The sequence below is a fragment of the Plantactinospora sp. B24E8 genome (assembly GCF_039871735.1).
Classification (GTDB): domain Bacteria; phylum Actinomycetota; class Actinomycetes; order Mycobacteriales; family Micromonosporaceae; genus Plantactinospora.
This window is the reverse complement of record NZ_JBDPMH010000004.1, coordinates 38,032-50,651: the sequence shown is the minus strand read 5'-3', so window position 1 is coordinate 50,651 and position 12,620 is coordinate 38,032. Positions and strand designations below refer to the sequence as shown.

Below are 12,620 nucleotides of genomic sequence, written 5' to 3'. Positions count from 1 at the left end.
GGCCACTTCGGCGAACGAGGAGCGGCACCGCTTACCGGACAACGTCTCCAGCTTCTGATCAAGAAACAGACGCCACAGGAGAACAGTCATCATGCGTATCACAATCTTCGGCGCCAACGGTCCCACCGGCCGCCTGCTGACCGGCCAGGCACTCGCCGCCGGGCATCAGGTCGTCGCGGTCACCCGGCAGCCGGACGCGTTTCCGCTGCACCATGATCGCCTCGAGGTGGTCGGTGCCGATGTGCTCGATCCGGTGGCCGTCGACGCCGCCGTGGCGCAGCGGGATGCGGTGCTGTCGACGCTCGGAGTGCCCGCTGGGAAGAGCCCGATCAGCACCTACTCACGTGGTGTGACGAATATTGTCGCCGCGATGGGTCGGCATCGGGTACGTCGCCTCGTCGTGGTCAGCTCAAGCGGGGTCGCTCCGCACCCGTACTCCGATGGCGGGTTCCTGTTCAACCGGGTACTACTGCCGTACGTGACGCGGGTGCTGGGGAAAACGCTGTACGACGACATGCGGCGGATGGAAACGCTGGTCCGCGCCAGCGATCTGGACTGGACGATCGTGCGCCCGAGCGGCCTCTACCACCTGCCGTCGCCCACCGACTACACCCTCGTGGAAGGCCATGCCGACGGCAGGTTCACCGCCCGCACGGATCTGGCCGCGTGCATGTTGGCCTTGCTGGACGACGACCGCTACCTCCGCACCACCGTCGGCGTCATCACCACCGTCGACAACCCCACCCTGCTCCAGTGGATCCGCCGCGAAGCACTCGCCAAGCGCTGAGCGACCGCCCGGAGTACCGGAAGCCTTCACACGCCGGTCGCCGCCTATGGCGACGCGGTGCGCCGCCGGAGTTGGACGTGACCCACAAGGCTGGCTTCGCCAACCTCGCGGCCACTCTGGCCCGGACGCCTTGTGGCTGACCTGAGGCACGCGGCGGTGTCGACGTGGCTCAACGGGGGAGTGCCGCAGACTTGGATCATGCCGTTCCAGGTGCTCGGCAGGCTGCGAGAAACCTGGCCGCGTATGTGCCGTGACTGGCTGCCGACGGCCGTGGATCATCGGACACGGCCGGACAGACGAAGAACGCCCCTGACCGGGTTGCGCCTGGTCAGGGGCGTATCTGTGCTGCTAGCTGTTGGTGCCCCCGGCAGGATTCGAACCTGCGCCCCCGCCTCCGGAGGGCGGTGCTCTATCCCCTGAGCTACGGGGGCTCAGCGACTGGAGAAGAGTAGCAAACGAGGGCGGCGGACGCCGAATCGGTATCCGTCGTGGCGTCCGGCGCCGCCACAACCGCCCTCGTCGAACCGCGTGCCACCAGCCCGGGTCACGTCACCGGCCGCAGCTCGGCAGCGGGTGCGCGACGATGTGCGGCGGCAGTCGGCGCGGCCACTCGGTACGGGTCCAGGACCCGTCGACCACCACGTGCAGGGCCCGGTTCTCGCTGCCGCTGAGCCGGAGCAGGAAGTCCCGGGGCAGCGGCGGGTCGACGTTCGGGGTGGCGATCAGGAACCGTACCCGGCCCCGGGCCGAGAGCGCGGAGAGAACGTCGGCGGCCGGCACCACGCCGTGCAGCCGGGTACGCCCGATCCACCAGACCTCGGCCCGGTGTTCCAGGGCCGACCGGAGGATCGCCGGGTACTCCTGCTCGACCCAGCTGGCCACCGACTCGACGCAGAGGCCGCAGGCCCGGTCGGTCGGCTGGCGCGGGCCGAGGCCCCAGGCGCGCAGGTAGCCGCTCATCTCGGCGTCGTCGGCGGAGAGACCGTACTGCCGCTGGGCGAGGGCGGCGACGCTCTGCCGGCTCCAGAGCTCGTCGTCGAGGCCGTGCTGGTCGGGGTAGCTGCCGCGCAGCGTTTCGATCAGTTCCAGTTCCTGGTCGCGGCTGAGGCCCCCGGTGGCCTCGCCCGACCGCTGTCCGCGACGGGCGGCCGCCACCGCGCCGTCGCCGCCGATGGTGTGTCGACGGCACCAACTGGTGGCCGACCGACGTCCGTCCCGGAGAGCAACCGTCATGTCTAGGACAACGAAGGCAGATCGGACCCGTCACGTTATGTACGGAGAAAACTCGTCAAACTGGGCAAGTCCTACAAGCCACCCTTAAGCGGACGTACCGTCGGCAGGGCGCGAGACGGGCGGTGATCATCAAAACGGCGGCCGCCCCGCAGGACGGCCGCCGTGGTGACGGTGCTGGTGATCTGGGCCGCTACCGGGCCCCGAGCTTGCCGAGCAGCGACTGGATCAACTGGATCTCCTTCTGCTGGCCGTTGATCATCGACTGGGCCAGTGCGGTCACCTGGTCGTCGTCGCTGGCCTCGGTGACCGCCTCGGCCATGTGGATGCCGCCGATGTGGTGGTCGAGCATCAGCTTCAGGAAGAGGACGTCGAAGTCACGGCCGGTGGCCGCACGCAGCTCGGTCCGCTGCTGGTCGGTGGCCATCCCGGGCATCAACCCGTTGCGGACCATCGCCGTACCCTCCGGCATCCAGGCCATCCTCGGCTGGCTGCCGGTCGGGTTCAGACCCCAGGTCTTCAACCAGGTCTGCATGGTGCCGATCTGCGCCTGCTGGGTGAGGGCGATGTCGGCGGCCAGGGTCCGGACGTCCGGGTCGGTGGCCCTCTCGTGGGCGAGGATCGACATCTCGACCGCCTGGGCGTGGTGCGTCGACATGTCCCGGGCGAAGCCGGCCTCGGCGGAGTCGTCACCGGGCTTGAACAGGTTCGGTGCGAGCAGGCCGGCGGCCAGTCCGAGCACCAGCCCCAGTACGACGCCGAGCGCCAGCAGGCCGGTGCCCGGTCCACGCCGCCCCGGACCGTCCGCCACGTCGCCGCCACCGGGGCCGCCGACCGACGGCCCGCCGGTGCCCGGCTCGCCGACCGACGGCTCACCGGTCCCGGTCACGTCCGGGCCGGTCGCGGTCGATCCTGCCGGGCCGGACGCGGTCGATTCCGCCGGCCCGGCCGACGTCGTCAACTCCGCCGGGCCCGCGGTCACCGTCTCCGACCTGCTGGTCATGGTGGTCAGCTCCCCGGCGGCGGCACCGGCTGGTCACCGGGGGCGCCGCCCGGCGGCATCGGCTGGTCGCCGGGGACGTTGTCTCGCGGCGTGGTGCCGGTGGCGGTGATTCCGCTGGAGCAGGGCGCACCCGGCTCCATGCTGGCGTTCTGCCGCAGGGCGGTGATGAACTCGTCGATCCGGCCGTCGTCGGCGCTGTCGACCTTGAGCTGGTAGCCCCAGGCCTGCAGCGAGATCGGCTTGTCGAGGCCCTCGACCGGGCTCATCAGCATGAACTCGTTGTTCCGGACCTTGCCGGCGAGCTGCTCCACCTGCTCGGCCGGCAGGCTCGGGTTGTAGGTGATCCAGACCGCGCCGTGCTCCAGGCTGTGCACCGCGTGCTCGTTCGCGATCGGCGCGTCGTAGACGTCGCCCATGCAGTTCTGCCAGGCGTTGTTGTGGGTGCTGCCGACCGGCGGGTTGATCTTGTAAGTCTGCGGGCCCGGCTCGTGCGACTGCTTGCCCGGCAGCGGGTCGACCACCGACGGGTCGCTCTTCCGGTAGTTGACGATGCCGCTGATCGCCTCCGCCTTGTCCTCCCAGCTCTTGCCGTTCTGGATCACCGCGTACGCGCCGTACCCGATGATGCTGGCGGCGATCACGCCGACCGCGACGAAGATGGCGATGTTCGGCCATGAGCGACCGCCGCTGACCTTGACCGGGGCGACCGGGCGACGCGGCGGCTTCTTGCCGCTGCCGGTACGGCCGGCCGGCACCCGCCCGGCGGAGGCGCCCTTCGCCGTGCTGGTCGCGGTCTTGGTCCCGGCCGCCTTGCCCTCGGAGGGCTTGCCGCCGGCCGGCGCCTTCTTTCCGGTGCTGACCACGGACGGGCGGCGCTGTTCGCCACCCGAGGTGCTGATGCTCATGGTCCCTCGTCAGGTCGGTCGGTCAGGGGATGGCGGCTGGCACACCTGCAGGGTCGCCACCGAGGGACCGAGTCTACCCCCGGTAACATGTTTCGGTGACTCCCGCCAACCTCGCCGAGGCCGTTCTCGCCGCCGCCCACGCCGTCTTCACCCGGCGTGGCCTGGATCACACCATGCTGCCGGAGTCGGTGACGCTGGAGCGACCCCGCAACCCCGAGCACGGCGACTACGCCTCGACCATCGCCCTGCAGCTGAGCAAGAAGGTCGGCGTCCCGCCCCGGGACCTCGCCGCCGCGCTCGCCGAGGAGCTGGCCCGGACTCCGGGGATCAAGTCGGTCGAGATCGCCGGCCCCGGCTTCCTCAACCTCCGGCTCGACCCGGCCGCCGCCGGGCAACTCGCCCGCGAGGTGGTCGAGGCCGGCGGGGCGTACGGGCGCAGCGACCGGCTCACCGGCCAGAAGGTGAACCTGGAGTTCGTCTCGGCGAACCCGACCGGCCCGATCCACCTCGGGCACACCCGGTGGGCGGCGGTCGGCGACTCGCTGCGCCGGATCCTCACCGCGGCCGGCGCCGAGGTCACCAGCGAGCACTACATCAACGACGCCGGCGCCCAGATCGACCGCTTCGGGCAGTCGCTGTACGCGGCCGCCAACGGCGAGCCGACCCCGGAGGACGGCTACGGCGGCGAGTACGTCGCCGAGATCGCCGAGCGGATCGTCCGCGAGCAGCCCGACCTGGCCGGCCAGCCGGCCGGGGAGGCGCTGCCGGTCTTCCGGGACCGGGGCTACCAGCTGATGCTGGACGAGATGCGGGCCAGCCTGGAGCGGTTCGGCGTGCACTTCGACGTCTGGTTCTCCGAGCGCACCCTGCACAGCAGCGGGGCGATCGAGCACGCCCTGGGCCGGCTGCGCGAGCAGGGCCACGTCTACGACGCGGACGGGGCGATCTGGCTGCGCACCACCGACTTCGACGACGACAAGGACCGGGTGCTGATCCGCAGCAACGGCGAGCTGACGTACTTCGCCGCCGACTCGGCGTACTACATCAACAAGCGGGAGCGCGGCTTCGACAAGTGCGTCTACCTGCTCGGCGCCGACCACCACGGCTACGTCAACCGGCTGCGGGCGATCGCCGCCTGCGCCGGTGACGACCCGGACTTCAACATCGAGATCCTGATCGGCCAGCTGGTCAACCTGGTCCGCGACGGTCAGCCGGTCCGGCTCTCCAAGCGGGCCGGCAACATCATCACCCTGGACGAACTGGTCGACGCGGTCGGCGTGGACGCGGCCCGGTACTCGCTGGCCCGCTCCTCCACCGACTCGCCGCTGACCCTCGACATCGAGGTGATCACCCGGCACTCGAACGACAACCCGGTCTACTACGTCCAGTACGCGCACGCCCGGATCGCGTCCCTGCTGCGCCGGGGCGCCGACCTGGGGGTGGTACGGGGTGCCGACTTCGACCCGGGGCTGCTCAGCCACGAGAAGGAGAACGAGCTGCTCAAGACGCTCGGCGAGTTCCCCGAGGTGGTGGCCACCGCGGCCGAGCTGCGCGAGCCGCACCGGATCGCCCGCTATCTTGAGGAGCTGGCCGGTACGTACCACCGGTTCAACGACGCCTGCAAGGTGCTGCCGCTCGGCGCCAACCCGCCGGCGCCGGAGCTGACCCAGGCCCGGTTGTGGCTGGTCGACGCGACCCGGATCGTGCTGGCCAACGGGTTGGCGCTGCTCGGTGTCTCCGCGCCGGACCAGATGTGAGCGACGCGCCGGACCAGATGTGAGCGACGTGCCGGACCAGATGCGAGCGACGTGCCGGACCAGATGCGAGCGGCGAACCGGAACAGATGTGACCCACAGGCGGCGAACGGAAGGCTGAGCTGATGCGCGCGCACGAGGCCGGGGCACTGCACGGCGAGATCGGGGTACGGGGGCCGGCGTGGCTGCGTACCCCGGAGGACGTCAACGCGCTGGTGCCGCGACTGTGGCCGCGGACCGTGGCGCGCGGCGCCGAGGGCGCGCTGACCGTCGCCGGCCTCGACGTCCGTGAGCTGGCCGCCGAGTACGGCACCCCGGTGTACGTCCTCGACGAAGACGACCTGCGGGCCCGGTGCCGGGAGTTCCGGGCGGCCTTCCCGGACGAGGACATCTTCTACGCCGGCAAGGCGTTCATCTGCAGGGCGGTCGTCCGGATCATCGCCGAGGAGGGGCTGCACCTGGACGTCTGCTCCGGCGGTGAGCTGGCGGTGGCGCTGGCCGCCGGGATGCCCCCGGAGCGGATCGGCTTCCACGGCAACAACAAGTCGGTGGCGGAGCTGACCCGGGCGGTGGACGCCGGGGTCGGGCGGATCGTCGTCGACTCGTTCCAGGAGATCGACCGGCTGACCGCGCTGGCCCGGGAGCGGGGTGTGCGGCCCCGGGTGCTGGTCCGGGTCACCGTCGGGGTCGAGGCGCACACCCACGAGTTCATCGCCACCGCGCACGAGGACCAGAAGTTCGGCTTCTCGCTGGCCGGCGGCGCGGCGGCGACCGCCGCTTTCAAGATCCTCGACGAGGACGTGCTGGAGCTGCGCGGGCTGCACTCGCACATCGGTTCGCAGATCTTCGACACCAGCGGTTTCGAGGTGGCCGCCCGGCGGGTGCTCGCGCTGCAGGCGCAGATCCGGGACGCGCGCGGCGTCGAGCTGCCCGAACTGGACCTCGGTGGCGGCTTCGGGATCGCGTACACCACCCAGGACGACCCGTCGACCCCGCACGAGCTGGCGAAGCGGCTGCACAAGATCGTCGAGGGGGAGTGCGAGGCCGAGCGGCTCGGCGTACCCCGGCTGTCGATCGAGCCGGGCCGGGCGATCATCGGCCCGGCGATCTTCACCCTCTACGAGGTCGGCACGGTCAAGGACGTGGACGGGATCCGGACCTACGTCAGCGTCGACGGCGGCATGAGCGACAACATCCGGACCGCGCTGTACGGGGCGTCGTACTCGGCGACCGTCGCCTCCCGGGCGTCGGCGGCGGAGCCGATTCTCGCCCGGGTGGTGGGAAAGCATTGCGAGGCCGGGGATGTGGTGGTGAAGGATGAATTCCTGCCCGCCGACGTGCAGCCCGGAGATCTTGTCGCCGTGCCCGGCACGGGCGCCTACTGCCGGAGCATGGCCAGCAACTACAACCATGTTCCCCGGCCACCCGTCGTCGCGGTCCGCGACGGCCGGGCGCGGCTGATCGTCCGGCGGGAGACCGAAGACGATCTGCTCGCATTGGATGTGGGATGACAAAGCCTGTCCGCCTGGCCCTGCTCGGCTGTGGGACCGTCGGTGCCGAGGTGGTCCGCCTGCTGCACGAGCAGGCCGACGACCTGACCGCGCGGGTCGGCGCCCCGCTGGAGCTGGCCGGCATCGCCGTACGCCGGGCGGGCCGGGACCGAGGGCCGCTGCCGGTCGACCCGACGCTGTTCACCACCGACGCGCTCGGCCTGATCAAGCGCGACGACGTCGACCTGGTCATCGAGGTGGTCGGCGGGATCGAGCCGGCCCGGGGCTGGCTGGTCGAGGCGATGCGGGCCGGCAAGAGCGTGGTCACCGCCAACAAGGCCCTGCTCGCCGAGGACGGCGGCACGCTGCACGACGCCGCCGCCGAGGGTGGGGTCGACCTCTACTACGAGGCGGCGGTGGCCGGCGCCATCCCGCTGCTGCGCCCGCTGCGGGAGTCGCTGCACGGCGACACGATCACCCGGGTCACCGGGATCGTCAACGGCACCACCAACTTCATCCTCTCCGCGATGGACGCCAGCGGCGCCGGCTTCGCCGAGGCGCTGGAGGAGGCGACCGAACTCGGCTACGCCGAGGCCGACCCGACCGCCGACGTGGAGGGCTTCGACGCCGCCGCCAAGGCCGCGATCCTCGCCTCGCTCGCCTTCCACACCCGGGTCACCGCCGCCGACGTGCACCGCGAGGGGATCACCGAGGTCACCGCCGCCGACATGGCCAGCGCCAAGGCGATGGGCTGCACGATCAAACTGCTCTGCATCGCCTCCCGGGGCCCGGACTCGGCCGGCGTCGAGTCGGTGAGCGTCCGGGTGCACCCGGCGATGATCCCGGTCGGCCACCCGCTGGCCAGCGTCGGCGACGCCTTCAACGCGGTCTTCGTCGAGGCCGCCGCCGCCGGACAGCTGATGTTCTACGGCCGGGGCGCCGGCGGGGCGCCGACCGCGAGCGCGGTCCTCGGCGACGTGGTCGCCGCCGCCCGCAACCACCTGGCCGGGGTCCGCGCGGCCAGCGAGTCGGCGTACGCGGCACTGCCGATCCGGCCGATGGGGGAGGCGGTCACCCGCTACCACATCAGCCTCGACGTGGCCGACCGTCCCGGTGTGCTCGCCGCCGTCGCCGGGGTCTTCGCCCGGCACGACGTGTCGATCGCGACCGTACGGCAGGCGTCGGTGCCACCGGGACCGGCCGGTGGGCCGACCGGCTCGGCGACCCGTGGCGGCGACGCCGACCTGGTCATCGTCACCCACGCCGCGCCGGACGCGGCGCTCGCCGCGACCGTCGCCGAACTGCGCCGACTGGAGATCGTCCGGTCGATCGCCAGCGTGCTGCGGGTCGAGGGCGAGGGCGGCTGACCCCGGTCGGCCGTCCCGCCAGGTGGTTACCGGCTGGTGCGCGGAGAGCCGATCGACGACGGTGGGTCACCGTGGAGAGAGGCCGCCGCGGGTGCGGCCGACGCGGGAGTCGCGAGGAGAGCGTTATGTGGCGGGGTCTGATCGAGGCGTACCGGGACCGGCTGCCGGTCAGCGAGGCCACGCCGGTGATCACCCTGTACGAGGGGAACACGCCGCTGATCCCGGCGCCGGTCCTCGCCGACCGGCTCGGCTGTGACGTCTACCTGAAGGTCGAGGGGGCGAACCCGACCGGTTCGTTCAAGGACCGGGGCATGACACTTGCCGTCTCCAAGGCGGTCGAGGCCGGCAACAAGGCGATCATCTGCGCCTCCACCGGCAACACCAGTGCCTCGGCGGCGGCGTACGCGGCCCGGGCCGGGCTCACCTGCGCGGTCCTGGTGCCGCAGGGCAAGATCGCGCTCGGCAAGCTGGCCCAGGCCCTGGTGCACGGCGCCCGGCTGCTGCAGATCGACGGCAACTTCGACGACTGTCTGGCGCTCGCCGCCAAACTGGCCGTCGACTATCCGGTGGCGCTGGTCAACTCGGTCAACATCGACCGGCTGCACGGGCAGAAGACGGCGGCGTTCGAGATCGTGGCCGCCCTCGGTGACGCCCCGGACATCCACTGCCTGCCGGTCGGCAACGCCGGCAACATCACCGCCTACTGGATGGGTTACCAGGAGGAGGCCGAGGCCGGCAACACCACCCGCCGGCCGAGGATGTACGGCTTCCAGGCCGCCGGCGCCGCACCGATCGTCACCGGCCAGGCGGTACGCGAACCGTCCACCATCGCTACCGCGATCCGGATCGGCAACCCGGCGAGCTGGACGAAGGCGGTCGACGCCCGGGACGCCTCCGGTGGGCTGATCGCCGCCGTCACCGACCGGGAGATCCTCGCCGCGTACCGGCTGCTCGCCCGGGAGGTCGGGGTTTTTGTCGAGCTGGCCAGCGCGGCGAGTGTCGCCGGGCTGTTGCAGCAGGCCGCCGCCGGACTGGTGCCGGCCGGCTCCACGGTGGTCTGCACGGTGACCGGGCACGGGCTCAAGGACCCGGAGTGGGCGATCTCGACCGCGCCGTCGCCGATCACCATCCGCAACGACGTACTGACCGCGGCGCGGGCCCTCGACCTCGCCTGAGCGGTCGACAGGTCAGGCGGCGGCGAGTCTGGCGCGAACCTCGGCCGCGTCGGGATGGTGGAGTTCGGTGAGGATCTCCAGCGCCTGACGCCAGGCCCGGTCGGCGGCGGACCGGTCACCGGACTCGGCGTACAGGTCACCGAGGCGGGTCAGGGTACGTGTCTCGTAGTAGCGGCTGCCGGATTCGCGGTGCAGGTCGACCGCCTGCGCGTAGTGCGCGACGGCCCGCCCCCGGTCGCCGAGCCGGTGGTACGTGTAGCCGAGGCTGTCGTAGGCGTTGGCCCGGTACGCGGCGTCGTCGTACCCGTCGCACAGCCGCAGGCTCTCCTGGCAGTAGCGCAGCGCCTCGGCGTGGTTGCCGAGCCGGGCGTGGGTCCAGCCGACGCTGTTCAACGCGGCGACCTGCCCGGCGTGGTCGTCGATCCGGCGGGACAGCTCCAACGCCCGCAGGGAGTGGTGCAGCGAGGTGTCGTGGTCGCCCTGCCGGTCGCTCAACCAGGCCAGTCCGTGGTGCACGTCGGCCTGGTGCAGCGGGTCGGCCACCTCGGCGAACAACTCGAGGGCACGGGTGAGGTGGTGCTGGGCCTCCTCGTGGCGCAGCGTCCCGGCGTACGCGACGGCGAGGCCGCGCTGCATGTGCGCCTCGCCGGCCCGGTCGCCGAGGCGTCGGGTCGCCGCCAGCGCGGTCCGGTGCGCGGCGATCGTGCCGTGCCAGTGTCCGCCGCGACGCAGGAAGGTCGCCAGGCACCACGCCAGCTGCCAGGCATGGGTGTCGAATCCGTGCGCCGCCGCGTACTCGACGGTGGCGAGCAGGACCTCCTGCTGGTCGGTGAACCAGGCGAGCGCCGGTGCCCGGTCGGCGAGCCGTTCCGCCGCGGCGCCGGGCTGGACCGCCGACAGCGTGATCGACATCCGGTACGGGTACAGCATGTGGTTGGCCTGGTAGGCGCTGTGCAGGTAGTGGTCGAGCAGCCGGTGCGCGGCGGCCCGGCGGGCCGGTTCCGGCTCGTGGCCGTCGAGCAGTTCCCGGGCGTACGCGCGGAGCAGGTCGTGCATCCCGTACCGCCCCGGGGCCGGTTCGGTGACGAGGTGGGCCCGGGCCAGTTCCATCAGCAGCGGACGTACCCGGTCGGCCGGGACCCCGGCGAGGCTGGCCGCGCCCGCCGTCGTGCTGGTACCGGCCGGGTGCAGGCCGAGCAGCCGGAACAGCCGCTGGCTCTGCGGGCTGAGCGTGCGGTACGACCAGGAGAACGTGGCCCGTACGTCGGTGCCGCGGTCGCCGTCGTCGAAGACGTCGAGGCTGCCGCGTGCCTCGTCCAGTTCGGTGGCGATCGCGGCCAGCCGGAAACCGGGGTTGGTGGCGGCCCGGGCCGCGACGATGGCGAGGGCGAGGGGAAGCCGGGCGCACTGGGTGACGATCCGGGCCAGGGCCTCCGACTCGGTGGCGAGCCGGTCCGGGGCCAGCCGGGCGGCCAGCAGTTCCCTGGACTCGGCGGCGGTGAGCAGGTCCACCTGCACCGGCTGGGCGCCCTCGGTGGTGACCAGGCTGGTGAGCCGGTTCCGGCTGGTCACCAGGACGAGGCTGCCGGAGGTGCCCGGAAGCAGCGGCCGGATCTGTTCGGCGTCGCGGGCGTTGTCCAGGACGACCAGGACCCGGCGGTCGGCGAGCAGGCTGCGGTACAGGCCGGCCTGTGCGGTGAGGCCGAGTGGTACCCGCCCGGCCGGTGCGGGCAGGGCGGCCAGGAAACCCTGGAGCGCCTCACCGGGGCTCACCGGGGCGGCGCCCGGGTCGAAGCCGCGCAGGTTGACGTAGAGCTGACCGTCCGGGAAGAGGTGCCGGACCCGGTGTGCCCAGTGGACGGCGAGGGTGGTCTTGCCGATGCCGGCCGTCCCGGTCAGGCTCAGCACCAGCGGGGCGGCCGGGGCGCCGGACCAGCGTGTGACCAGCCCGTCGAGCCGGTCCAGGTACGCCCGCCGGCCGACGAAGCTGGGCAGGTCGATCGGCAACTGTGCGGGGACCACCGGCTGGGCCGCGACCGGGGTGGTCGCGGTGTCCGTCGTCGCTTGGGGCGACCCGACCTGCGCGACGGTGCCGTTCAGGATCGCCACGTGCAGCTCCCGTAGCTCCCGGCCGGGGTCGAGGCCGAGTTCGTCCCGGAGCAGCGCCCGACCCGTGTGGTACACCGAGAGGGCCTCCGCCTGCCGCCCGCAGCGGTACAGGGCGACCATGAGCTGGCCACGCGGCCGTTCGCGCAGGGGATGCTCGGCGAGCAGTCGGGCCGCCTCGCCGGCCACCTGCCGGTGGTCGCCGGCCCGGAGCAGCGCGTCCAGCCGGGTCTCGGTGGCGATGACCCGCTCCTCGTCGAGCGCGGCGCTGAGTCGCTGCCCCCGGGCGGTCCCGGTCAGCTCCGCCAGGGCGGGGCCGCGCCAGAGGCCCACCGCCTCGGCGAGCAGCCGGGCGGTGGCCGCCGGGTCGGATCCGGCCGGCTCGGCGGCGGCCCGTGCGGTGAGGTCCCGGAAGCGTCGCAGGTCGAGGGTGTCGGCGGGAACCTCCAGGCGGTACCCGTGCCGCGATCCGTGGACGACGACCCGGGGTACGTCGGCGAAGAGTCGCCGGAGCTTCGACACGTAGACCTGGACGGCCTTGCGGGCGGTCGGTGGCGCCTCGTTCTCTCGCCACAGCAGCTCCAGCAGGGTGTCGACGGAGACGACCTGGTTGGCGTGCAGCAGCAGGGCGGTGAGCAGTTGTCGCGGGCGCCCCTCCGGGACCCGGACGACCGCGTCGGGAACCCGGACCTCCAACGGGCCCAGCACCCGAAACCAGACCTCTGGCATCGGCAGCTCCATTCCCGGGCGTCACCAGGGGATTTACCGCGGACCAGGCTCGGATTTACCACCGGGCCAAGGAT

The 12,620-nt window shown here is 72.2% G+C and carries 9 protein-coding genes and 1 tRNA gene; 5 read left to right on the top strand and 5 right to left on the bottom strand.

The annotated features are described in order from the left end of the window. Positions 1–91: 91 nt before the first annotated feature. Positions 92–787, top strand: a complete 696-nt coding sequence (locus ABGB21_RS08435; RefSeq protein ID WP_347651123.1) for an NAD(P)H-binding protein — start codon at positions 92–94, stop codon at positions 785–787. A 356-nt stretch (positions 788–1,143) separates the two neighbouring features. Here ABGB21_RS08435 and ABGB21_RS08430 read toward each other — a convergent pair. The 4 genes from ABGB21_RS08430 to ABGB21_RS08415 all read right to left on the bottom strand — a co-directional run bounded on the left by ABGB21_RS08430 (position 1,144) and on the right by ABGB21_RS08415 (position 3,925). Further along, positions 1,144–1,218: transfer RNA gene (locus tag ABGB21_RS08430), tRNA-Arg, on the bottom strand. Between the two features lie 118 nt (positions 1,219–1,336). Beyond that, a complete protein-coding gene (locus tag ABGB21_RS08425) occupies positions 1,337–2,020 on the bottom strand; it encodes a winged helix-turn-helix domain-containing protein (protein ID WP_347651122.1) in 684 nt (227 codons plus the stop codon). A 190-nt stretch (positions 2,021–2,210) separates the two neighbouring features. Continuing rightward, positions 2,211–3,020 carry a DUF305 domain-containing protein gene (locus ABGB21_RS08420; RefSeq protein ID WP_347651121.1) on the bottom strand — a complete coding sequence of 270 codons (810 nt, stop codon included), beginning with the start codon at positions 3,018–3,020 and terminating at the stop codon, positions 2,211–2,213. A 5-nt stretch (positions 3,021–3,025) separates the two neighbouring features. Continuing rightward, complete coding sequence (locus tag ABGB21_RS08415) at positions 3,026–3,925, bottom strand: DUF3105 domain-containing protein (RefSeq protein WP_347651120.1); 900 nt, start codon at positions 3,923–3,925, stop codon at positions 3,026–3,028. A gap of 95 nt (positions 3,926–4,020) precedes the next feature. Here ABGB21_RS08415 and argS point away from each other — a divergent pair, with 95 nt between their 5' ends. From argS to thrC, 4 genes are all read left to right on the top strand, one after another. Beyond that, on the top strand, positions 4,021–5,682 hold the full coding sequence (argS, locus tag ABGB21_RS08410) for an arginine--tRNA ligase (protein WP_347651119.1): 1,662 nt from the start codon (positions 4,021–4,023) through the stop codon (positions 5,680–5,682). A gap of 122 nt (positions 5,683–5,804) precedes the next feature. After that, on the top strand, positions 5,805–7,190 hold the full coding sequence (lysA, locus tag ABGB21_RS08405; protein WP_347651118.1) for a diaminopimelate decarboxylase: 1,386 nt from the start codon (positions 5,805–5,807) through the stop codon (positions 7,188–7,190). Further along, on the top strand, positions 7,187–8,536 hold the full coding sequence (locus tag ABGB21_RS08400; RefSeq protein ID WP_347651117.1) for a homoserine dehydrogenase: 1,350 nt from the start codon (positions 7,187–7,189) through the stop codon (positions 8,534–8,536). Before lysA ends, ABGB21_RS08400 begins: the two co-directional genes overlap by 4 nt. A gap of 125 nt (positions 8,537–8,661) precedes the next feature. Further along, a complete protein-coding gene (gene thrC / locus ABGB21_RS08395; protein WP_347651116.1) occupies positions 8,662–9,711 on the top strand; it encodes a threonine synthase in 1,050 nt (349 codons plus the stop codon). 12 nt (positions 9,712–9,723) lie between these two features. Here the strand turns inward: thrC and ABGB21_RS08390 are convergent, their stop codons facing one another. Then, positions 9,724–12,546 carry a BTAD domain-containing putative transcriptional regulator gene (locus tag ABGB21_RS08390; protein ID WP_347651115.1) on the bottom strand — a complete coding sequence of 941 codons (2,823 nt, stop codon included), beginning with the start codon at positions 12,544–12,546 and terminating at the stop codon, positions 9,724–9,726. Positions 12,547–12,620 lie beyond the last annotated feature (74 nt).